Source organism: Mucilaginibacter sp. P2_A4, assembly GCF_056405015.1.
The window spans coordinates 146,043-170,423 of record NZ_JBFUCX010000017.1; the positions used below are offsets into that span (position 1 = coordinate 146,043).

14 protein-coding genes are annotated in these 24,381 nt (G+C 39.6%); 12 read left to right on the forward strand and 2 right to left on the reverse strand.

What is annotated here, in order from left to right:
• Positions 1-411 precede the first annotated feature (411 nt).
• The 5 genes from AC1DYB_RS25695 to AC1DYB_RS25715 all read left to right on the forward strand — a co-directional run bounded on the left by AC1DYB_RS25695 (position 412) and on the right by AC1DYB_RS25715 (position 12,243).
• Entirely contained in the window at positions 412-3,711 is a 3,300-nt protein-coding gene (locus AC1DYB_RS25695) for a SusC/RagA family TonB-linked outer membrane protein (protein ID WP_477439171.1), read from the forward strand.
• Between the two features lie 10 nt (positions 3,712-3,721).
• Positions 3,722-5,572, forward strand: coding sequence for a RagB/SusD family nutrient uptake outer membrane protein (locus tag AC1DYB_RS25700; protein WP_477439173.1), 1,851 nt, complete (start codon positions 3,722-3,724; stop codon positions 5,570-5,572).
• Positions 5,573-5,668: 96 nt separating this feature from the next.
• Positions 5,669-9,004: a VCBS repeat-containing protein gene (locus AC1DYB_RS25705; RefSeq protein ID WP_477439176.1), complete on the forward strand. Its 3,336-nt coding sequence runs from the start codon at positions 5,669-5,671 to the stop codon at positions 9,002-9,004.
• Positions 9,005-9,008: 4 nt separating this feature from the next.
• The gene (locus tag AC1DYB_RS25710; RefSeq protein WP_477439178.1) at positions 9,009-10,349 is read left to right on the forward strand and encodes a vanadium-dependent haloperoxidase; all 1,341 of its coding nucleotides are present in this window, start codon (positions 9,009-9,011) and stop codon (positions 10,347-10,349) included.
• Positions 10,350-10,422: 73 nt separating this feature from the next.
• Positions 10,423-12,243, forward strand: a complete 1,821-nt coding sequence (locus AC1DYB_RS25715; RefSeq protein ID WP_477439181.1) for a glycoside hydrolase family 35 protein — start codon at positions 10,423-10,425, stop codon at positions 12,241-12,243.
• Between the two features lie 124 nt (positions 12,244-12,367).
• Here AC1DYB_RS25715 and AC1DYB_RS25720 read toward each other — a convergent pair whose 3' ends face one another.
• Positions 12,368-12,919, reverse strand: a complete 552-nt coding sequence (locus AC1DYB_RS25720; RefSeq protein ID WP_295712015.1) for an RNA polymerase sigma-70 factor — start codon at positions 12,917-12,919, stop codon at positions 12,368-12,370.
• 142 nt (positions 12,920-13,061) lie between these two features.
• Here AC1DYB_RS25720 and AC1DYB_RS25725 point away from each other — a divergent pair, with 142 nt between their 5' ends.
• From AC1DYB_RS25725 to AC1DYB_RS25750, 6 genes are all read left to right on the forward strand, one after another.
• Positions 13,062-14,159, forward strand: coding sequence for a FecR family protein (locus tag AC1DYB_RS25725; protein ID WP_477439183.1), 1,098 nt, complete (start codon positions 13,062-13,064; stop codon positions 14,157-14,159).
• A 258-nt stretch (positions 14,160-14,417) separates the two neighbouring features.
• On the forward strand, positions 14,418-17,717 hold the full coding sequence (locus tag AC1DYB_RS25730) for a SusC/RagA family TonB-linked outer membrane protein (protein WP_477439185.1): 3,300 nt from the start codon (positions 14,418-14,420) through the stop codon (positions 17,715-17,717).
• Between the two features lie 18 nt (positions 17,718-17,735).
• A complete protein-coding gene (locus tag AC1DYB_RS25735) occupies positions 17,736-19,247 on the forward strand; it encodes a RagB/SusD family nutrient uptake outer membrane protein (RefSeq protein WP_477439187.1) in 1,512 nt (503 codons plus the stop codon).
• Positions 19,248-19,272: 25 nt separating this feature from the next.
• Positions 19,273-20,322 carry a LamG domain-containing protein gene (locus AC1DYB_RS25740; protein WP_477398875.1) on the forward strand — a complete coding sequence of 350 codons (1,050 nt, stop codon included), beginning with the start codon at positions 19,273-19,275 and terminating at the stop codon, positions 20,320-20,322.
• A 57-nt stretch (positions 20,323-20,379) separates the two neighbouring features.
• Complete coding sequence (locus AC1DYB_RS25745) at positions 20,380-21,720, forward strand: sugar porter family MFS transporter (RefSeq protein WP_477439189.1); 1,341 nt, start codon at positions 20,380-20,382, stop codon at positions 21,718-21,720.
• A gap of 10 nt (positions 21,721-21,730) precedes the next feature.
• The gene (locus AC1DYB_RS25750) at positions 21,731-22,891 is read left to right on the forward strand and encodes a glycoside hydrolase family 130 protein (protein WP_477439191.1); all 1,161 of its coding nucleotides are present in this window, start codon (positions 21,731-21,733) and stop codon (positions 22,889-22,891) included.
• A gap of 52 nt (positions 22,892-22,943) precedes the next feature.
• Here the strand turns inward: AC1DYB_RS25750 and AC1DYB_RS25755 are convergent, their stop codons facing one another.
• Positions 22,944-23,132 carry a hypothetical protein gene (locus tag AC1DYB_RS25755; protein WP_477439193.1) on the reverse strand — a complete coding sequence of 63 codons (189 nt, stop codon included), beginning with the start codon at positions 23,130-23,132 and terminating at the stop codon, positions 22,944-22,946.
• Between the two features lie 111 nt (positions 23,133-23,243).
• Between AC1DYB_RS25755 and AC1DYB_RS25760 the strand changes: the two genes are divergently transcribed.
• Positions 23,244-23,651, forward strand: a complete 408-nt coding sequence (locus AC1DYB_RS25760; protein ID WP_295712035.1) for a GNAT family N-acetyltransferase — start codon at positions 23,244-23,246, stop codon at positions 23,649-23,651.
• The last annotated feature ends 730 nt before the right edge of the window (positions 23,652-24,381 follow it).

The following is a 24,381-nucleotide window of genomic DNA, read 5'->3' on the forward strand; positions in this document are numbered from 1 at the left end:
ATCTTTATTTTACTCATCTTAGTGCTGCCAAGTATAAATGTAAAACCCACATTTATTTTTATTGAAGAGAAAGTATATGATAATATTAAGTTATTAAACGCTGGTTTAACAACTATAATACTGTCATGAAATGTGGGGATTTCAAGGCTGATCTTACTAATAGATTAATAAGGAGAGCAACCGGGTGATAGTATTATTTATTGTTATTAATGATAATACGACTGGATATGCTTCTTAAATGTTTGCTGCACTAAAACCAATTTTTAATTTATTATAAACCTCAAAACGCTAAATGGAAAAAAAACAAACTTAAGAAACCCGCAAACAGGGGTGGATTATAAGAATAATTAGCTCCTAAATTATCTCGCTTTTATAGTGTGCATTAAATATTAATTAATTAAATAAGATAATATGGAATACAATTTACATAAGACTGTAAACTTGTTAAGGGTCTTTAAAATTGCGCTGAGTCAAATATTAATAGCTTTAATATTTGCTGGTCTGTCATACGCCGGCGTAGCAAAAATCGAAAAAACAAAATTTACAAAAACAAACGGGGGGGGGATCAAAGAAAACGCCCCGATAAAAATTTCGGGAAAAGTAGTTGATCAAACAACAGGCGAAACGCTGGTTGGCGTATCAATATTGATCAAGGGTACAAACACGGGGACTGTAACGGACGTAAACGGAAAATTTACAGTTACAGCGGCCGATAATGCCATATTAGTTGTATCATATATTGGCTATAACACTTCGGAAGTGCCTGTAGGTGGTAGAAGTGTTTTAACTATTAAGCTACAGTCATCATCCAAAGGACTGAACGAAGTTGTGGTTGTTGGTTACGGTGTACAGAAGAAAGTAACCGTTACCGGTTCTGTAACATCTGTTAAAGGGGATGAGCTGGTAAAATCTCCAGCCGTTAACCTTTCTAACTCTATAGCCGGCCGTATGCCGGGGGTTATTGCTATGAATGCAAGCGGTGAACCTGGTAATGATGGTTCTACAATCCGTATCCGTGGTACTAACACCTTGGGTAATAATGATGCATTGATTGTTTTAGATGGGGTGCCGTCACCTGCCGGACAATCAAATATCGACCGGTTAAATCCTGCAGATATTGAAAGTATTTCGGTGTTAAAAGATGCATCTGCAGCTATTTATGGCGCCAGGGCGGCTAATGGTGTTATTCTGATTACTACCAAGCGTGGTAAATCAGGTAAACCAGAGCTTTCATACACCTATAATAAAGGATGGGGACAGCCTACCACTATACCTAAAATGGCTAATTCAACGGAATATGCCACTATGGTAAATGAGATAGATTTATATGGTTTGCCTTCAAACTATTGGAACGCCGCTTCTGCTGCATTTAAAACAGCGGGAAAATTTACCCGGCCTGATAATGGGGCTACAACAACTGCAACCTTTCAGCCACTCGATTTCCAAAAATTCGCCGATGGTTCTGATCCGTGGGGGCACCCTAACACCGACTGGTTTAAAGCAACATTAAAAGACTGGTCGCCTCAATCACGTCAAAACATTCAGTTATCAGGAGGGTCCGAAAACATTAAGTACCTTACCTCGATAGGGTACCAAAACCAGGAGGGCTACTACAAAAACTCGGCTTCAGGTTATAAACAATATGATTTTCGTGTAAATGTTGATGCCAAGGTTAATAAGTATGTGAGCACTTCTATAGGTGTATCTGGCCGCCAGGAAAACCGTTTATCTCCAAACGGAAGCAATACAAATTTCTTTTCAACCGGAACCGGTGCAGGTGATATATTCAGGATGATAATGCGCGGTTACCCCTACAGGCCTGCTTATTGGCCAAATGGATTGCCCGGACCTGATATTGAAAATGGCCAGCAGCCGGTATTAATTACTACAAACAAAACCGGTTATGGTAAGGATGTAAGATATTATGTACAAACTAATGGCAAAATTGAGATTTTGGTTCCCGGAGTAGAAGGATTAAAAATTACCGGTAATGTTGCTTTAAATAAATATATGCAACAAACCAAAGACTGGCAAATGCCGTGGTATGTGTACAGTTGGGACAATGTTACCAAAGATGCAAGCGGCACTCCGGTACTTACCAAAGTAGCCCGCGGGCCAGCCCAGGCAACCCTTAATCAGGCATCTGATGATCAACTTAGTAGTTTACTTGAGGGAATTGTGAGTTATACTCACAGCTTTGGCAGTCATAACATTGTATTGCTGGCCGGTGTAACCAAAGAAAAATCAAATGATAGCCAATTTGGTGCTTCGCGTAAATATTTTAACTCGGTTGCTATCGATCAATTAAACTGGGGTGGTAACTCCGAGAAAGACAATTTCGGCACCGCCTGGCAAAGGGCTCGTTTAAATTATTTTGGCCGGGTTGGATATAATTATAAAGAAAAATATTTAGCCGAGTTTTTATGGCGGGTAGATGGTTCTTATATGTTTCCGGAAAGTCACCGTTTCGGCTTTTTCCCTGGTATATCTGCCGGTTGGAGAATCTCCGAAGAAGGCTTCTTTAAAAATAACGTAAAATTCTTCCAAAATTTAAAGCTGCGCGGATCATGGGGTCAAATGGGTAACGATAATGTTGTTAAACCTGGTACCACTACATTAGCAGAATATGCTTATTTGGCATTAAATAATGTTGGTTCATATATAATTAATGGTGCGCCAGCTCAAACATTAACCGAAAATGGCGTACCGAATCCCAATTTTACCTGGGAAGTAGCCAACAATAGCGATGTAGCGTTAGAAGGAACTACCCTAAATGGGAAATTGGATTTTACCCTGGAAGCATTTTTTAATAAACGCACCCAGATATTATGGCCTTCTACAGCTTCGGTGCCTGCAACAGCGATACCATATGCCCTGCTGCCCCCTGTAAATTATGGAAAAGTGACCAATAAAGGATGGGAGTTTCAATTCAATTACCATGATAATATTGGTGCAGTAAGGTATAACGTAGGTGTAAATGGTGGGTATGCTAAAAATAAAATTGACAAATGGGATGAAGCCCCCGGAGCACCAGCCTGGCAAAAATCAACAGGGCATCCTATCGGAAGCCAGCTTTATTACATATATACTGGTATATTTTCTACCCAGGCCCAGGTTGATGCCAATAAGATTGATTACAGCGGTGTTGGAGCCAGTACGCTTCGTCCGGGCGATATGATGTATAAAGATGTAAATAACGATGGTAAAATTAATGGGGACGACCAGGTGAGGAATGATAAAACCAATCAGCCTACTTTCCAGGGAGGTTTCAATTTTGGGGTTCAGTATAAAAACTTTGACCTGACTGTTTTATTCCAGGGTGCAGCCGGTGGCCAAATTTTTCTGCAAACAGAATCGGGCACTATTGGTAATTTTCTGCAGTATAGTTATGATCACCGTTGGACGGTTGATAACCCAAGCACAACAGCCCCACGTACAGTTGATAGAAATAACCAGTATTTTTCTGGGGGAAATACTTATTGGTTGCTTAATACAAATTATATCAGGCTTAAAAATGCCGAATTGGGTTACACTGTTCCATCGGCGTTAACTTCAAAAATTGGTATTAGCAATTTGCGTTTTTATGCAAATGGCCTTAACCTGCTTACATTTTCTAAAGAGAAAATTTTTGATCCTGAATCAACCAACTCATCAGGTCAGTATTATCCGCAGGCAAGAGTCGTGAATATGGGTGTAAGCGTAAAATTTTAATTTGAACGATATGAAAACATTTATAAGAAATATTTCAACAATCGCGATGCTGTCTGGAGTGCTGCTTACTTCATGTAAGAAGGACTTTTTGAATACAAAGCCATCGAATCAGGCATCAGCAGAGCTTACGTGGTCCGATCCAAACCTTTCTGAGGCCTTTGTTACCGAGCTTTATAACGGCTTACATGATGCCGAGCTTAACCAGGAAAGTATGGATTGTATTACTGATAATGCACTCTATAATTTTGGTAAACAGGATATTATGGAGGCTAATATAAGTCCTTCGCATTTAGGATGGGTAAACAATACCTATGAGTGGAATGAAATGTACGCCCGGATAAGGTCAGCTAACCTTGCTTTAGAGCAATTGGGCAAGTCTACCCTTGATAAGGCATTGGTTACCAGACTTATGGGCGAAGCTCATTTTATGCGTGCCTATTTTTACAATCAACTGCTGCGCTATTATGGCGGTGTGCCACTTGTAAAGAATACTTATACGCTTACTTCTCCTGATTATACTTTTGCCAGGAATACTTATGCCGAATGTGTTGATTTTATAGTGAGCGAGTTGGATGCAGCCAACACATCGTTAACTGGCCTTAGCCAGGCAAAAGGGCGTGCTACTGCCGATGCCGCCGTGGCTTTAAAAATAAGGGTGCTGATGTACGCAGCCAGTAAGTTGCATAGCCCTACTGGAATAGCTTCATTAAAAAGCTTAAGTTCTTTTAAAAATCCCGAGCTTTTAGGTTATACAACCGACGCTCATGATGTTAACTGGCAAAAAGTTTATGATTTGGCAAAGGCATTTATGCTTAAAGGTGGATATGGTTATGCCCTTGATTTAGCTGCTCCAGCCAGCGCCGCCGATGGATCTACAAATTATCAAAATTCTTATTTGTCAAGAAATGGCGGCGAAAGAGAGATAATTTTTGCCCGTTATTTCAGCAATAGCAAAGATGAGTGGGGTGCCTGGTATGGTAGAAACAATTGTACCAACGGATATCACGGCTGGACATCAAGCGAACCTACTCAAAACATGGTAGATGATTACGAAATGATGGATGGCTCAAAATTTGATTGGAACAACGCGGCACAGAAGGCCGCCCCTTATACAAACAGGGATCCGCGTTTTTACGCTTCCATCTTATATGATGGCGCACCATGGAAACCACGTACTGCAGATGGTGCAGGTATCGATCCATATAATGAAATTCAAATGGGAACCTATCAGGTAACGGACGCAAAAACGAGCAGCCCCGTAACTTATTTCGGCTTGGATACCAGAAACGGCCCTATCGAAAACTGGAATGGTACCCGTACAGGCTATGCTATCAGGAAATTTATGGATCCTAACCCGGCTATTGTTGATCAAAATACCCGTTCGGAAGTGCCATCGCCTTTAATTAGATACACTGAAGTTGTATTTAACTTTGTAGAAGCATGTCTTGAATTAAATAAGGAAGATGAGGCCAGGACATGGCTCAATAAAATCCGTTTCCGTTCAGGAATGCCTGCAATTACAGATGCCGGTGATGCACTGCTGCAGCGGTACAGAAACGAGCGTAATGTAGAATTGATGTTTGAAGAACAACGGTTTTATGATGCACGCCGTTGGATGATTGCGCCAACAACGCTGGGCAATAAAGCAAGGATCATAAAAATCACGGCTACTTTAAAGGCAGGTAAAACGGTAAGTGTTTATAGGTATAATACCAATAATTACAACTACACATACACGGTTCAAGATCTTGATCCAGGAGTAGAAAACCGTACCTGGGATGATAAAATTTATTTCCCGCCTATTAGCCGCGATGAGATTAACAAAAACAAGAAGTTAATTCAAAATCCAGGTTACAATTAAAAGTTATAAAAAACTTATATATTAGAATGAAGAATGCCGGTGGTAAAATGCCGGCATTCTTTTAAATTTTCAGTCTATTAATTTAAGCGGCACCTGGTGAATACAAACATTAAATTATTTCCACATCTACTTTTTATCGTAATTATTGCACTAACAAGTTGCGGTCATCCAACCGAAAATAACGAATCAGGTGTAAACAACAGCAATCCGTTATTTACCTTATTATCAAAAGATCAAACCCATGTAGACTTTAGTAACACTTTAACAGAGGGGTTAAATACTAATGTCTTGATGTATGAATACTTTTATAATGGAGGAGGAGTAGCCACAGGCGATTTAAACGGAGACGGCTTACTGGATGTATATTTTACCGGCAATATGACCGATAACAAACTGTACCTTAACAAAGGGCATATGCAGTTTACAGATATTACCGCCATAGCCGATGTTGCAGGCAGACCCGGTCCCTGGAAAACGGGAGTTACTATGGCCGATGTGAACGGTGACGGCAAGTTGGATATTTATGTTTGCTACTCGGGAAACGTAAGGGCAGAGAAGCGCCAGAATCAACTTTTTATTAATACCGGAAATGACAAAGACGGCAATCCACACTTTACAGAACAGGCACAGCAGTATGGATTAGCAGATGCCGGGTATAGCACACAAGCTGTTTTTTTTGATTATGACAGGGATGGTGACCTGGATATGTTTTTATTAAATCATAGTCCTATCCAGTTACCTGTTTTAGATGAAGTAAATACGGCTGCTATCTTAAAAAAATCAAATTCGCCAAACGGCGTTCGACTATACAAAAACGATAATAACGTTTTTAAAAATGTAACAGAACAGGCTGGAATTAGCAGCTCGGACCTTACTTATGGTCTTGGGGCGGCAATAGCTGACATCAATGGGGATGGATGGCCTGATATTTATATTTCCAATGACTATACCATACCCGATTTTCTGTACATTAACAATGGAGATGGCACTTTCACTAACAAACTGCAATCTTCCCTGGGGCATACCTCACAGTTTTCTATGGGGAATAATGTTTCTGATATAAATAACGATGCCTTACCGGATATTTTTACGCTTGATATGCTTCCGGAAGATAATCACAGGCAAAAACTATTGTTCGCGCCGGATAATTATGAAAAATTTGGCTTAACTCTTCGCACAGGTTTCTATTATCAATATATGCGCAATATGATGCAGATAAATAATGGTAATGGCACTTTCAGTGAAATAGGACAACTATCAGGTATCTCGAACACCGATTGGAGCTGGGCGCCGTTATTTGCCGATTATGATAATGATGGCTGGAAAGACCTCTTTGTAACCAACGGCTATACCCGCGATTTTACCAACATGGATTTTGTAAAATATATGGGCGATTTTTTGAAGGATAAGAGAATGATGCGCAAGGATATATACAATTTGGTGCAACAAATGCCGTCATCGGAAGTAAAAAGCTACTTTTTTAAAAATAACGGTAATTTAACTTTTACCAATACCAGCGCGCCATGGGGCATTACACAGTCATCAAACAGCAATGGTGCAGCCTATGCCGATCTGGACAATGACGGCGACCTTGACCTGGTGGTAAACAATATTAACCAACCCGCATTCATCTATCAAAACGAATCTGATAAACAAATAAATAACCACTACCTGCAACTGAAATTGAATGGCGCGGTAAAAAACACGCAGGGTGTAGGAGCAAAAGTTACCATATACATAAAAAATAAAAAGCAATACCTGGAGCAAATGCCAAGCCGCGGATTTCAATCCAGCGTTTCGCCAATCTTGCATTTTGGGTTAGGTACCGATAAAGTAATTGATTCTTTGCGCATAATATGGCAGCAGGGAAAAGAGCAGGTTGTAAAAAACATTAAAGCCAATCAGCTGCTAACTTTAAACGAAAAAGATGCCGCTAACATTCATCAAACACTCAAAATTGAAAAGCCGATTTTTACAGAGGTAAACTCACCTATAGTTAATAAACAGGAAAAAAATAGTCTTAACGATTTTAAACGGCAGCCATTGATGATAAACCCGCTATCGTTTTCGGGGCCATGTATTACAAAAGGAGATGTAAATGGCGATGGATTGGAAGATGTTTATGTAGGGGGAGGCAATGGAATGCCGGGCATGCTGTATCTTCAGCAACCGGGTGGTAAATTCAATGCAAAACCAGAACCCGCTTTTGATGCTGATAAAAAAAGCAATGACACGGATGCACTATTTTTTGATGCCAATGGCGATGGAAAGCCAGATTTGTATGTATGTTCTGGTGGGTATGATAATTATATACCAGATGATGCTTTATTGCAGGACAGACTTTATTTAAATGACGGGAAGGGAAATTTTACCAAATCAAAAGATGCATTACCTGTAATGCGCAGCAGTAAAAGCTGTGTGAGGATGGCTGATATCAATGGCGATGGGCACCCGGACTTATTTGTAGGCGGAAGAGTAATACCCGGCAGGTACCCCGAAGCACCACAAAGCTTTATCCTGGTAAATGATGGTAAGGGGCATTTTACTGATGAAACTGTAAAATATAACTCCGGGTTAAAGCATATAGGTATGGTGACTGATGCTGCATGGGTAGATATGAATGGGGATAAAGTACCTGATTTGATTTTAGTAGGAGAGTGGATGCCGGTAACCGTAATGATTAATGAAAACGGCAAACTGGTAAACAGTACCAATACTTATTTTGATAAACCCAATAGCGGCTGGTGGAATAAGATACTTGTGGAAGATTTTAATCACGACGGGCACCCGGATTTGCTTGTTGGGAATCAGGGATTAAATACCCAATGCAAAGCCAGCGATAAAGAACCTGCAGAAATGTACTATAAGGATTTTGATGATAACGGTGCAGTTGATCCAATCTTTTGCTTTTACATACAGCATCAAAGTTATCCTTATGTTTCCAGGGATGAACTTTTAGAACAGATTAGTATGATGCGTTCGCGTTTTCCTGATTATAAAAGTTATGCTGATGCTTCTCTTACCGATATTTTTACTGCTGTGGAGTTAAAAGGAGCGGGCTACTTACAGGCTAATAACCTGGCTACTACCTTTTTCTTAAGCGATGGTAAAGGTAAATTACATTCATCGTCATTGCCATTACAGGTACAGTTCTCGCCGGTATATACAATCACGTCTTTAGATTATGATCATGATGGTAAGCAGGATTTGCTTTTATGCGGTAACATCAATAAAGCCCGGTTACGTTTAGGTAAATATGATGCAAATTATGGCACCTTATTAAAGGGTGATGGTAAAGGCCATTTTGAATATATATCTCAGTTACAATCTGGTTTTAAATTATGGGGAGATGTAAGAAGTGCAATTGAAGTTAACCGCACTTTATTGTTTGGGATCAATCAACAGGGAGTAAAAGCCTATAAAGAATTTTAAGGATATGAAAAGAAAGGCTTTTTTAGCATTTATATTGTTCACAGCGGCTGTGTTATATAACAGTTGCAGTAATAAGAAACAGGTACAACCATCATTAACAAGCGCCGATATTACCAAAGTGATTGATCATATGACGGTTATTATGATTCATGATGTAACAAACCCACCTTTGGCGGCACGTTTTTATTCTTATACCTGCCTGGCAGGCTATGAAGTTATAGCAGAAAACGACAAAAGTGTTAAAAACATGCATGGCATTTTAAATGAATATCCTGTTGTTAAAAAACCGGCATATGCCAAGGGTTATGCTTATCAACTAAGTGCGTTAATAGCCATGATGGAAACTGCAGGAAAACTGCAGCCATCGGGTAGTTTATTGATTAAATATGAGCAGGCTTTTTTGGATTCGTGCAAAAAAATAGGTTTTACAGATGAAGTTATTGATAGCTCCAAACATTATGCGCAGGCTATTAGCAAGCAGATTCTCGCTTATGTTAAAAAGGATAGATATAACAGGATCAGTAATTATACCAGGTATACACCACTGGGAAAGGATGGCGCCTGGGATCCTACACCTCCGGCTTATATGGCCCCGGTTGAACCTTATTTTAATACCATCCGTCCGCTTACACTTGATTCTTCGTCTCAATTTCTGCCGGCACCGCCTATACCTTTTTCCACTGATAAACAGTCTGCTTTTTATAAATTCATGTTGATGAACTACAAAGCGAGCGGAAAAGGCCTAACAGATGAGCAACGAACAATAGCTGGCTTTTGGGATTGCAATCCATTTGCTGTTCAGGATAACGGCCACATGCTGATAGGCGTAAAAAAGATCTCACCCGGCGCACACTGGATGGGAATTACAGGCATAGCATGCAAACAAACAAAAACCGGCTTTTCAAAAGCACTGGAAATCCATACTATGGTGGCTACAGGATTATTGGATGGCTTTATATGTTGCTGGGATGATAAATACCGAACCAACCGTGTTCGTCCGGAAACGGCTATCCGCAAGTACATTGATGTTAACTGGAAACCACTGTTGCAAACACCACCTTTCCCTGAATACATCAGCGGCCATTCTGTGATATCATCAGCATCGGCAGTAATTCTTACCCATTATTTTGGCGACAATTTTCATTACACAGATAATGTGGAAGAAAAATATGGACTTACTCCCCGTAATTTTAGTTCATTTAACCAGGCGGCTACCGAAGCTGGTATGTCTCGCTTTTGGGGCGGCATTCATTTTAAAGATGCTATTGATAATGGTATAATACAGGGTGTTAAAGTTGGTCAATGGGTATTGAGCAAATATAATGGCCGGGCTAAACACCAATAAAAGACATTCTTCTTCTAACAAATCATAATTCAACTACGCTGTTGTAAAACAAAAAAACTTTAATAACCCTAAGATGAAACTCAAACACCTCATACTACTTACAATATTCTTTTTAAATGTCATCAATACATTTGCCCAGACACATACGTTTGCAATGGCTGATGAGTCTTTTTTGCTTGATGGCAAACCATTCCAGATGATATCGGGCGAGATGCATTATCCCCGGGTACCGCGCGAGGCCTGGCGGGCGCGGATGAAAATGGCAAAAGCCATGGGATTGAACGTTATAGGTACATATGTTTTTTGGAACCTTCACGAACCGCAAAAAGGACTTTTTGATTTTACCGGCAATAATGATGTTGCTGAATTTGTACGTATAGCACAACAGGAGGGATTGTGGGTAATATTACGCCCAAGTCCCTATGTATGTGCCGAATGGGAGTTTGGAGGTTACCCTTACTGGCTGCAAAATGAAAAAGGATTAGTAGTGCGGAGTAAAGAAGCAACGTATTTGAAAGAGTATGAAAGCTATATTAAACAAATAGGCAAACAACTGGCGCCGTTACAAATTAACCATGGTGGTAATATATTAATGGTGCAGATAGAGAATGAATATGGTTCATATGGTAGTGATAAAGAGTACCTGGCCATTAATCAAAAGTTGTTTAAGGAGGCTGGTTTCGATGGATTATTATACACCTGCGATCCTGCCCCCGATTTGGTAAAAGGCTATTTACCAGGCTTGCTTCCGGCTGTTAATGGCTTGGATAACCCAGCCAAAGTCAAAAAAATTATAAAAGATAATCATGAAGGCAAGGGGCCTTATTATATAGCGGAATGGTACCCGGCATGGTTTGATTGGTGGGGTACCAAACACCACACCGTCCCTGCCGAGGATTATGCAGGTCACCTCGATTCTGTTTTGGCGGCAGGCATATCTATTAACATGTATATGTTTCATGGAGGTACAACCCGCGGATTTATGAATGGTGCTAACTATAAAGATGAAACACCCTATGAGCCGCAAATAAGCAGCTATGATTATGATGCTCCCCTGGATGAGGCGGGTAATGCCACGCCAAAATTTATGAAATTCAGAGAGGTTATACAGAAATACTTGCCTTCTGATGTACACTTACCGGCGGTTCCGGCGGCTAAACCGGCCATCAGCATACCATCAATTAAACTAACGCAGGCAGTAAATTTACTGGCAACGTTGCCAATGCCGAAAGAAAATTTAACTCCCTTAACTTTTGAAGATTTGCACCAGGATTATGGTTTTGTATTATATAAAACCATCCTTCAGGGAGGTAAAAGCGGAGTGCTTAAGCTTAAGGATTTAAGGGATTACGCTATTGTTATGGTAAATGGTAAAAAAGCAGGCACGCTCGACCGCAGGTTAAACCAGGATAGTTTAACACTTACACTGCCAGCCGGAAAAGTAACTTTAGAAATATTAGTTGAAAACCTGGGCCGGATAAACTTTGGCAAATACCTGTTGCAAAATAAAAAGGGAATTACCGAAAACGTACTTTTTGGTGGTATCGAGTTAAACCACTGGAAAATGTATTCGCTTCCGTTTAATAACTTAAGCAAAATTAAATTTAACAATGCGGCTGTTAATTCACAATCACCGGTAATAAGGAAAGGTGTTTTTAGCCTGAACAACGTAGCTGATACTTATTTAAATCTGAGCAACTGGGGTAAAGGCGTAGTTTGGGTAAACGGGCACAATTTGGGCCGATATTGGAATATTGGTCCGCAGCAAACAGTGTATTTACCTGCAGAGTGGCTTAAAAAAGGGAATAATGAAATTGTTATCCTGGAATTGCTGAAACCGGGCCAAAATCAACTTTCGGGAATAAGTAAGCCGATACTAAGCCAGTTGTTGTAATTTGATTAATACGATTCGCTTAGTATTATAGATGGTATAGGGCTGATGGATTAGAAATCGTGATCTGATTTTTAATCCATCAGCCCTAATATTTGGATGATACACGTTGGTAGGGACGTGGAACCTATATTGCCGAAGATTTTTTTATAGATTCTGAGATTTTTTTCAGTGCTATAGCCAACTGGTTTTCTACAGTTTTTACAGACAAGTTTAACAATACAGCAACTTCTTTGTATTTAAGGCCGTCCTCTTTTATAAGTCTGAAAATAAGTTTACACTTGGAAGGTAAGTTATTGATAAAGCCATTCAAGGTATTGACACCTTCTTTACTGATCATCACACTTTCCGGATCAACAGTAATGTAGTTGTTTTCATTGAATATCGTTTCAATATCCTCATAAAGGTATTTGCGCTCGTTTCTTAAATGATTTAATGAAAGATTTTTCACAGATACATACAGATAGGTATTCAAATTTTCTATCTCAGTAAAAGTGTTCCTTTTCTTCCACAAATTGATCAGCACATCATGAACTATCTCCTCCGCGGTTTCATTACAATGCACCAGGGATGTTGCGAACCGGTATAATTTAACAAAATATTGCCTGTACAGGTCTTTAAAAACCTGCTCATCCTTAAGGTCTGTCCGCTCAAAACTTTTGTTGAGAATAACTTGCATAAGTAGGAGATACCCTGTTTATAATTGGTTAATAAAGGTAGAGTTTTTTTAATGATATATTAATCCCCAAATAAAAACCTTTTTTTATAAAATATTTATTTTTCATTTGGGGGTTTTTAAACTTCTCTGTGTCTTGTATTATATGACATCAGAAGAAAAGATTTGGCTGCTCATTTCAAGATCTGTATCAGGAGAAATTTCTGCTGATGAGATTGATGAACTGGAATTGATATTCCAGGCCAGGCCAGAACTGCGTGCTGAACATGAGAGTATCAGGAATCTTAAAACAATGGCTCCTGGGAGTTTTTCTATGGCAGAGCGCCGGGCTATGGAACGGGGCCTTGAAAAATTTGATGAGGCCCTGAACAATGAAAGCGGTTTCGCCGAAAAGCCACTGATCTATCACGGGCGGCTTGACCCGCTGCAGCGCAATACCCGCAAAAGCTGGATGATTGCTGCTTCTGTGACTATTTTACTGATGGCAGGCCTTTGGATTAAATTTTACACCGGTCATACGGATACACCTATCCAGCAACAGGCCATTGTAACACCAAACGGAAAAAGGGTCCACACTGTTTTACCTGATGGATCATCTGTTTGGCTTAACGCAGCGTCATCAATTAAATTTGTTAGCAACCTAAACAACCTCGGTAAACGAGAGGTTTTCTTAACTGGTGAAGCTTATTTCGATGTAAAGCATGATGCTCAACATCCATTTATTGTACATGCCGGCAAACTTAATGTTGTTGTTTTGGGAACCGCTTTTAACGTAAAAGCTTACAATGGCGACCAGTTTGTGGAAACAACCCTGATAAGAGGTAAAGTAGAGATCTTAAACGAGAACACGCCATCTGCTCATATAGTAATGTATCCTAATGAAAAGATTACTATAAATACAATTAAAAACACGGCTAAAAAAGTGTTGCTGATCAATAAAGCCACGATAAAAGATTCAATGATTGTATCCACTCCAGCGTCGGTTGCTTTACCGGATACCGCCATTGATGAAACAGCCTGGCTAAATAATAGACTGTCATTTAAGCAAAAAAGTTTTGAGGAGATTGCCGTGCAGCTTGAGCGCTGGTATAACGTCAGGATAGTTTTTGATAATAATAAATATACTACAAAGAAATTTACGGGAACATTTAACAACCAGGGTATTAACGAAGTTATCCATGCTTTTCAGTATACCGAACCATTCCACTATTCAATAGCCAATAATCAGATTCATATATGGTAACCAGCCAATTAAATAAACTAAAAAGAGAAGAAAGGAACTATCAGATGAAATAAATCATACCAACCAAAATGTTTTATTAGTCCCAAAAAATAAGGAAGTGCGGGAACACTTCCTTCATTGGGGCCAGTGCATACAACCTAATATCTGGACGGATCTCAGGAATTTTATAAACTTTACTAACCTCAACAAATCAAAAGTATGAAAAAAACTTTTAGTTCTTTCATTAATCCTCCGTGTGTCAAAAAAATTCTTTTGTACGTGAAATTAACATGTATTCTGCTTTTAGTTACCCTTATCCATGTTTCGGCAAGGGTTCATTCTCAGGAAAAACTCGATTTAAATGTTAAAAACGTTAACCTGGAGAAATTTTTTGAACTACTTGAAAAAAGAAGTAGTTACACCTTTTTGTATAGCGATCAGGCTATACCCAATAAAGTCGTCAACATTGATGTTAAAGACTACACCGTTCTGCAGATACTTGATTTTACATTAAGAAACACCGGTTTATCATACCGGGTATTATCTGATAAGCTGGTAGTCATCACACAGTTATCTGCACCACACGTGGCAGATATTAAATTTACAGGCAAAGTAGTTGATGCAACAGGCGCACCTTTGATAGGAGCTACTGTAGGTTTAAAAAACGGTAAAAATATTGCTGTTACCGATGTAAACGGCAGCTTTGTTGTAACCGTACCCGAAACAGCCGTTTTGGTGATTTCCTATATAGGTTTTCAATCACAGGAAATAGCTGTTGCAGGCAGAACCACTTTAACCATTACACTTAAAGATGCGGCCGGCAGCCTTAATGAAGTTATTGTTATTGGCTACGGTACTCAAAAGAAAAAGGATTTGACCGGTGCCGTATCGGTAATTAGCGCAAAGGACATCAACGCGATACCTGTGGGCGGTGTTGACCAGATCATGCAGGGTAAATCTGCCGGGATATCGGTGAGCCAAAATACCGGAGCGCCAGGTGATGCCATATCTGTAAGGATAAGAGGAGTAGGGACTATAAATGATAATAACCCCCTATATATTATTGATGGGGTACCTACTAAAGATGGTATTAATGAAATATCACCGGCCGATATTGAAAGTATTAACATCTTAAAAGATGCTTCCTCTGCCGCTATTTATGGCGCCAGGGCATCAAATGGAGTGGTAATAGTTACCACTAAGCGTGGCAGTTCTGGCAAGGCAAAACTATCTGTAAGTGCTTATACTGGTGTTCAAACTGCAGAGAATCTTATTAAGATGGCTAATACATCACAATATGTAACAGCTTACAATACCGCCGCAAAAAATGACGGACGGGCACCTATCTCAGATAGTCTTGCTAAAACATTTTCTGATGTGAACTGGCTAAAGCAGGTACTTAAGCCTGCGCCGGTAACCAATGCGCAGTTTTCAGTAAGCGGTGGAAATGATAATTCGCAATACATAGTATCTGCCAATTATTTTAACCAGGATGGATTAATAAAAAATTCATCATTTAACCGTTTTAACCTGCGTACGGCAATAAGCAGCACATTATCAAAATACCTTAAAATCGGTACAAATATTAACCTTGGTTATTCTAAAACGAGGCAGGTAGGTACCTCCGGTGATGGATATGGAGATGGAAACCCCGGGCCGAGCGTTGTTCGGTATGCTTTATTCCGTACTCCTGCAACCCCTGTTTATAACGCGGCAGGTCAATTTGTTGATCTACCTGCTCATTATGATGTATTGGGCGATGGTATTAATCCGGTAGCGCTGGCCGATGCCACAAACCGCAATTTTTACAACTATACCATTTTAGGCGATGCGTTTGCAGAAGTGACACCGATTAAAAATTTAAGAATTAAGTCTGACATCGGTATTAATATGATCCTGACAGATTATAAGCAATTCTTTGAAACTTATGGTATCGACCGATCTTTTAATTCTCCAAGTTCCCTTGCACAATCGCATCAAAACGAACTGAATTATAACTGGACGAATACAGCAACCTACGATTTAACCTTAGGTAAGCACGTGATTAATTTTTTAGCAGGTACAGAAACCATCAAAACAGATGTGCAGGCTTTATCAGCCTCCCGTACCAACTTTATTGATCAATCGTCAACCTTTCAATACCTGGATAGTGGTATCGGTACGCAACAAAATGGTGGTAACAGATCTGATGTTGGCCTGTTTTCATTATTCGGACGGATAGGGTATCAATACAATAATAAATACCTGGCAAGTGTGAATTACAGACGGGATGGGTCTTCGCAATTATCTCCCGCTTCGCGCTATGAAAGCTTTTATTCGGGCTCATTAGGCTGGCGTATTGATCAGGAAGATTTCATGAAGGATATTAAACCCATATCAACGTTTAAATTAAGGGCAAGCGTTGGGCAGTTAGGGAATTCTTCCATCGGTAATTATCCATACGCATCGCTTGTATCCGGTGGGTTTTATTACCCTTTCGGCGGCACATCCAATCAAGGTTATAGCATCGTTCAAAAAGGAAATCCTAACATCAAATGGGAGTCAAGCACACAGGAAGACGTGGGTGTAGATTTGGGTTTCTTTCAGAATGCATTAACACTTACCGCTGATTATTATATCAAAAATACGTCTAATGTATTGCTAAAGCTGCCTGAACCAAGTAGTGCAGGAAATGGCGGTAACCCAGCAGTAAATGCTGGAAAAGTGCGCAACAGCGGGCTTGAGCTGGAACTTGGTTTTCGTGGTAATATCAATAAAGACTGGAGCTATTCCTTAAACGGTAATTTTGCTACGGTGGTTAACAAGGTTACATCCCTTGCGGGTGGACTACCAATTGTTGGTGGACGTATAGATAATAACTATTATGCAACACTTACAGAAGCGGGGCAACCTATAGGCTCATTCTACCTTTTACAAAAAGAAGGTATTTTCCAGAATGCTCAACAGGTGTTCACACATGCTTACCAGGGACCTGGTATTAAACCGGGCGATGTGATGTACAAGGATATTAACAATGATGGTGTTATTGATGAAAAGGATCGCTCATTTGTTGGTAGCCCAATCCCTAAATTCACTTATGGCCTTACAGCTAATATCCAATACAAAAACTTCGATCTGAACCTGTTTTTCCAGGGAGTATATGGTAACAAGATTTACAACCAGGTGCTTACAGATATAGAAGGTTTTTACCGACCATTTAACATAACCGAAAGAATAGCAACCCAAAGCTGGACAGGACCAAATTCAACAAATGAATTTCCGCGTTTATCATGGTCAGGGGGGCAAAATAACAAGATGCCATCAACTCGTTTCCTTGAAAGTGGCTCTTACTTAAGGCTTAAAAATATCCAATTGGGATATAAACTGGGTAAAAATGCTTTGAGTAGCCTTAGCATATCATCTTTAAGGATATTTGTTAGTGCTCAAAACCTGCTCACTTTTACCAAATACACAGGTCTTGATCCCGAAATGTATAGCAACAGCAACAATTCTGGAGATGGTGACCGGGCGGTAGGTATTGATTGGGGAACTTACCCATCAGCACGTACAATCACTTTTGGTGTTAACGCAAATTTCTAATCTAAATTTAATTAAGAGATGAAAGCAAAAAATATTATTATATATACTACCGCCGTCCTTGTTTTTATGAATACGGGATGTAAGAAGAATCTGGAGCAACCTATTTCGGGACAATACCAGGCAGATAAATTTTTCACGTCAGATGCTAATGCAACATTGGCTGTAAATGCTGCCTATAATCCGCTTACTTTCACAGATGCTTCTTCTAATGCCATATGGGTATTGGGCGATGTGGCATCTGATGATGCTATAAAAGGAGGAAACCCTGGTGATCAGGCCGATTTTCAAAGCATTAATGATTTTAACATCTTATCATCAAACTCAGCAGTTGAAGGCGTTTGGAAAAGATATTACGATGGCATTTTTAAATGTAACGTAGTTACCGATGGATTAACAGATGCAAATAAAGCAGTATCTGATGATGTTAAGAAAAAGGTAATTGGACAGGCTCAATTTTTACGGGCCTACTATTATTTTAATTTAACTGTTGCATATGGTGATATTCCATTGCATCTTAAAGTAGAAACTCCCGAGGAGCTACAAAGCCCGGCATTGCCACAGGCACAAATTTTTGCGCAGATAGAGAAAGATTGCCAGGCAGCTGCCAATAGCTTGCCAACAACCTGGGGTATTACTGATCTGGGCCGTGCAACAAAGGGAGCAGCGTTATCACTCCTTGCTAAAACCTATCTTTTTGAAAAGAAATGGGATTTGGCAGCATCTACAGCTAAATCAGTTAACGATTTAGGGATTTACAGCTTACTGCCAATTTTTGCAGATAACTTCAGGGCTGCTACAAAAAACAATGCGGAAGCTGTTTTTTCTATCCAGCATGCAACTGGTTTGGTGCCATTTGCCGGAAATACCTTGAATCAATGGTTTGCTCCGCGTTCGCAAAATGGTTATGGATTTTTCTATCCAACACAAAGCCTGGTCAACAATTTTGAAAAATCAACTGGTGGCGTTGATGATCCAAGGCTTGACTATACGGTGGGTAGGGCAGGGCATCCATGGTTTGATACCAGTTTTGATCCTACATGGACTTCCACCGGATATTTAAGTAAAAAGGATATTCAGCCGTTAAGCGAAATTCCAACATCTATAAAAGGTGATGGTAACTTAAATTACCAGGCCATCAGGTTTGCAGAGGTTTTGTTGATTCAGGCTGAGGCTTTAAATGAAAAAGGAGACGCTGCCGGAGCTTTAGCGCCTTTGAACCTTGTGCGCAAAAGAGCACGTGAGAGTTATGTAAATGATAAAACACTGCCTGGATATGCCGGCGGAGTTATCCCGGCTGGTTTATTACCAGATATAACAATTACCGACCAAAGTCAGTTGCGGGATGTTATCCGCAAGGAAAGACGCTCAGAACTGGCGCTGGAGTTTCATCGCTTTTTTGATATTATACGTTATGGTTCAGCCTACGCCAACGATGCACTTAAAGATGTGCCTAACTTTAGCTTTAGCAGTAATCAGTTTTTCCCTATTCCGCTAAGCGAAAGGCAAACCAATTTAAAATTAGGTAAGTAACGGTAACACTTAAAAATATTATAAAATGAGTAGATTCAAAAAGTCGTCAGCAGCTTTCATGGTGATGATAGCGTTGATAAGTATATTTCAATCCTGCACAAAAAGTGCGGATAAACCCAATTATAATTCTGACAAAACAAAGCTGGGCTTAGCCATTGATTCGGCAACTTTATTGTACACGGCTACGGTTGAAGGCAGTAAACCAGGACAGTACGCTGTAGGTGCAAGAACCGATCTTAAAACAGCAATTGACCTTGCGGCAGGTGTTAAAACAGGCACATTTACCCAACAGCAGGTAAATAATGCGCAGGCAAATCTTAATCGCGTTTTAACGCAGTTTAAAAGCCGGCTTATCCAGGAAGTATCTGCAGCTAACCTTATTGCGCAATGGAAATTTGATGGAAATGCCAATGATGCTACCACAAATGGCCATAACGGAATGTTAAAAACAGGTATAATTGGTCCCGGTAATGCGCCGGTAGATGGTAATACGCTGCCAAAGTTGATTGCCGACCGGTTTGGCAGGACAGACAAGGCCTTCGATTTTAATAACGGAGCCTATATTGAAGTTCCGTATGACATCACATTAAACCCTAAGGAGTTTACAATAAGTATTTGGATAAAAAGGCATAGCACTTACTCCGACAACTATATTATGTCTTTAAATCGTTGGAACGGGTTTAAATTCCAACTGCAAAGCAATAATTTTTTATTCATGACTTTTCATGCTGATAACGGCTACCATGATGTGGATGATAATCCCGGCGCTGTACCTTTGGAAGTTTGGACACATGCAAGCGTTTCCTATACCAACGGCACTATGAAGTTTTATGTTAATGGTGCCCTGGTGAAAACCGCAGCTGTAACGGGTGCTCCGTTAACTCTTGCCAATCCTGTTAATCTTACAATAGGGCAACAACTTCCTAAAAGTTTGATTACCACAGATCAGTCAAGTGATTATGCCTACTATGGTGGCTCATTCTTCAATGGCTCGATGGATGATCTCCGTTTCTATAACCGTGCCTTAACGGATGCCGAGGTGTTATCGATCTATACTATTGAAAGTACTTTATAACTAATATAAAAGGGTGGCAATATAAAGCCACCCTTTTTTGATCTTAACCAATCTTCTATGAAAAGTTATACCATATTAATATCCATTGTAGCAGCTTTAGGCGGCCTGTTATTTGGCTTTGATACAGCTGTAATAGCCGGTGCAGTACATTACTTAAAACCTTTTTTTCAGCTTAATGATGCGGAAATTGGGTTAGTTGTAGCTATGGCATCTATTGGATGTATCCCGGGCGCGCTGTTTGCCGGCGGTTTGGCAGATAAGTTCGGCCGTAAAAACCTCATGATCGTAACTTCCCTTTTATATATTATTGCCGCATTAGGAAGTGGTATTGCCGGCAGCTTTGTTCAACTGGTTATTTATCGTTTTATTGGGGGGATAGCTATAGGCATGGCATCAACCCTTGCCCCGATCTATATCTCAGAAGTAGCACCTCCGTCATTCAGGGGAAGGTTAGGTATGTTGCAGCAATTAGCAATTGTTACCGGTATTTTGCTTTCTTTTATATCCAACTATTTGATAGTAAATGCCTCTTATACATTTTTAAATAATGATAATTATTGGCGCTATATGCTCGCCGCCGCCGTGATTCCATCGGTGATATTTTTTATCCTTTTATTACTTGTGCCAGAAAGTCCCCGATGGCTGGTATCCAAAAACAAAATTGCTGATGCCAAAAAGGTATTTGGCAGTATTTATTCAGAAGAGGAAAGTTTGGCACAGGTAAAAATGGTAACAGATGATATCGAATCAGAAAGTACTCCGGCACTTAAGGATGTGTTTACACCACGCTTCAGAAAGGTGGTGATAATAGGTTTGGTGTTTGCCTCCATAGCCCAGCTTACAGGTATTAATATTATATTTTACTATGCTCCGCTGATATTTGAAAAAATACATTTTGGAGGGAGTGTTTTATTTCAAACCATATTAACAGGTATTGTTAATCTGATATTTACTTTACTTGCCTTTCCGTTGATTGACAGACTTGGCCGTAAAAAGCTATTACTTTCGGGCTCAGTTATTATGGGGCTATGTATGTTCATCTTAGCTGCGTTATTTTATTTTAATCTGTTGCAAAATTATTTTGTGTTACTTACCATATTCATTTACATCGGTGGCTTTGCCTGTACCTGGGGTGTGGTGCTTTGGGTTTATGTGGCAGAGATATTTCCCAATAAGATCCGTGGAACAGCAACTTCCATTGCGGTATTTGGTAACTGGGTAGCAAACTCTATTGTTTCGTTAACTTTCCCGCTCATGCTTTCTCAACTGGGGCCTGTAATCACATTTGGCCTTTATGGAATAATTAATATCAGCATGATTTTATTTGTAAGTCGTTATGTGTTTGAAACAAAAGGTGTGCCCCTTGAAAAAATTGAAGAATTATATGCCAATATTTAACAAACCATTTATGCTGATTAATTTAATAAAGACCGGAAAGATTTTGGCCCTTGTATTAGTGGCCCAGACATGCTTAGGTCAATCCAATAAAAATATTTTACCCTCATGGGCTTTTGGCGGGTTTGAAAGACCTGCAAATATCAACCCCATTATATCACCAGATACCAGCTCGAGGTTTAAAGACCCGGTAAGCAACAAGATGGTACCGTGGGAAGCAAATGATACTTTTAACCCGGCCGCAGCTATAAAAAACGGTAAAGTGGTTGTAATGTATCGCGCGGAAGACCTGTTTGGTATAGGAATCGGTTTTCGCACATCCCGTTTAGGATATGCGGAAAGCAGTGACGGCATTCATTTTAACCGAAAAAAAACACCGGTACTTTATCCGGATAATGATATTGCCAAGCAATATGAATGGCCTGGTGGGTGTGAGGATCCGCGTGTAGCAGTTACGCCCAATGGAACATATGTTGTGTTTTATACCGAATGGAATCGTAAACTGCCTCGTTTGGGTGCAGCTACCTCTAAAGATCTGGTGCACTGGAAAAAACATGGTCCTATCTTTGAAACTGCTTACCACGGTAAGTTTTTTAATATTGCAAGTAAGTCGGCATCCATTTTAACAAAAGTGGTAAATGGAAAGCAAGTAGTGATTAAAATTAATGGTAAATACTGGCTGTATTGGGGAGAGCAACATGTTTATGCTGCTACATCAACCAACCTGGTTGACTGGGCGCCGGTTGTGGATAAAAATGGCGAATTGAAACAATTGATATCCCCCCGCAATGGTTATTTCGACAGCGATTTAACGGAATGCGGACCGCCGGCCTTGATGACAGAAAAAGGTATTATCTTATTTTATAATGGTAAAAACAAAGCAGATGATAATAGGGATAAAAGGTTTAACGCCAATTCGTATTGCGCAGGGCAAGCTTTGTTTGATAAGAAGGATCCTTCTAAAAATATTACCAGGTTGGATGTGCCTTTCCTGCGACCTATGGAGCCATTTGAAAAAAGCGGACAATATGTTAATGGTACAGTCTTTATAGAAGGCATGGTTTATTTCAAAAAGAAATGGTTTCTGTACTACGGCTGCGCCGATTCAAGGGTTGGTGTTGCAATATATAACCCATCCATGCCAGCTTCTGCAGATCCTGTTGAAGATAAGTAATAACAAGGGCAACGGTTAAACTAACGATAGATGCGGCCTCACTAATTTTGAGTCATAGGCCAGACGTATATAAATAAGTATAGACTGTTTTTACCAGTAGATTTTTTCGTGCCGCTCTCCGTGGTGCAACAACGGCTTTGGCGTTATCGCTAAGGCCGTTTGTGTACCCTCCATAAAAGTTTTCGGGCAATTCACTTATATTACTTCCAAAATCGTATGAATTGTTTATCAGAGTAATCATGTGCAATATGTATTTTAAAACGGCTCAAACTTTACAATTTGTGTGCATTATTCGCATTTTTTTTATCGTGTAGAAAAATAGATATAAATTGTGTTTCAAGCCCAATCGCAAATGAAATCAAAAATTTATGATTTAATGTATCCATTGATCAATGATGGTAGTGGAACATATGAACTTGGTGATTTAAATGCCTACATTGATAAAATCATCGAAAAAGGATGTTTAATTTCTATAATGGAGAACGATGTTCTACTTGCTTTTTTAGCATATTACGCTAATGACTATGAAAATAAGCTTGCTTTTTTATCAATGGCGGTAGTTTCACCATCAACACGAAAAATGGGGTATGGAAGAAGGTTGGTTGATTTTTGCTTTGTCGATTTAATTTATAAAGGTTTTAAACGATGCCTTACGGAGGTAAATGCGAACAATCTTGCTGCGTTGAACGCTTGTAAGAAATTAGGTTTTAATGAATTGGAAAGAAAAGGTCCATATATAATTTTGGAAAAGTTATTATAGTAGTTATCCTTAGTTACTGAATTGATCTCAATCAATTCAGTACAGCTCTCTTCGTGACTCTATTCTAAGACTCTACTCTAATATTGATAGCTTTTATCCGTGCATTGTGTAGCAGTTAAAAATAACCGTAGGAAATAGGGATTGTGAGCTTTCAATCCTTTTTTGCTTTTCCGTCTTTGCGAAATAATGTTTTACTATATATAACGGTATGGTATCCTGTGAAGAATCCCCCGTTTCCCCGCATAATTTCCGTTAAACAGCCTTTGAAAAAGTTTTTCAGATTGATTGCTAAGGAGTTAAGCTTACAGGTTAAGTAATTGTTAAAAATAGCTTGCGTAATTGTGAAATCGGCGTACCTTTGCAGCCCGCAAACGAGGAAGCGGGGATTGTTCTTAGAAAGGTTAAGAAGAGGGTTTTTGAAGCAAGAAGAGTGAAAGTGAGAAGAAGAGAGCTTCAAAAAAACATCAGATAAATTTTCGGAAAGCCAAAAAGTTTGCTACTTTTGCACCCCGCCGCTGAAGGAGAAGAGAGAGAAAGAAAAGGGGATTAAAAACTGAAAAAACGCTTAAAAAAATAAAAGCGAAAAAGGTTTTGGAAAAGCGGAAAAGGTTTCTACCTTTGCAGACCCAAACGGAAGGGTCCTTGAAAGAGGAAAAGAAGTAAAAAAAGCTAAAGCGATTTTAGCCAATAAAAATGAAAAGTTAAGAGGTATTAAAACCTCCAAAACATA

Bases quoted from the DNA above. Each gene is read 5' to 3' on its own strand.
- AC1DYB_RS25695 (WP_477439171.1), top strand. From the start codon at position 412: ATGGAATACAATTTACATAAGACTGTAAACTTGTTAAGGGTCTTTAAA.
- AC1DYB_RS25700 (WP_477439173.1), top strand. From the start codon at position 3,722: ATGAAAACATTTATAAGAAATATTTCAACAATCGCGATGCTGTCTGGA.
- AC1DYB_RS25710 (WP_477439178.1), top strand. From the start codon at position 9,009: ATGAAAAGAAAGGCTTTTTTAGCATTTATATTGTTCACAGCGGCTGTG.
- AC1DYB_RS25715 (WP_477439181.1), top strand. From the start codon at position 10,423: ATGAAACTCAAACACCTCATACTACTTACAATATTCTTTTTAAATGTC.
- AC1DYB_RS25720 (WP_295712015.1), bottom strand. From the start codon at position 12,919: ATGCAAGTTATTCTCAACAAAAGTTTTGAGCGGACAGACCTTAAGGAT.
- AC1DYB_RS25725 (WP_477439183.1), top strand. From the start codon at position 13,062: ATGACATCAGAAGAAAAGATTTGGCTGCTCATTTCAAGATCTGTATCA.
- AC1DYB_RS25735 (WP_477439187.1), top strand. From the start codon at position 17,736: ATGAAAGCAAAAAATATTATTATATATACTACCGCCGTCCTTGTTTTT.
- AC1DYB_RS25740 (WP_477398875.1), top strand. From the start codon at position 19,273: ATGAGTAGATTCAAAAAGTCGTCAGCAGCTTTCATGGTGATGATAGCG.
- AC1DYB_RS25745 (WP_477439189.1), top strand. From the start codon at position 20,380: ATGAAAAGTTATACCATATTAATATCCATTGTAGCAGCTTTAGGCGGC.
- AC1DYB_RS25750 (WP_477439191.1), top strand. From the start codon at position 21,731: ATGCTGATTAATTTAATAAAGACCGGAAAGATTTTGGCCCTTGTATTA.
- AC1DYB_RS25755 (WP_477439193.1), bottom strand. From the start codon at position 23,132: ATGATTACTCTGATAAACAATTCATACGATTTTGGAAGTAATATAAGT.
- AC1DYB_RS25760 (WP_295712035.1), top strand. From the start codon at position 23,244: ATGAAATCAAAAATTTATGATTTAATGTATCCATTGATCAATGATGGT.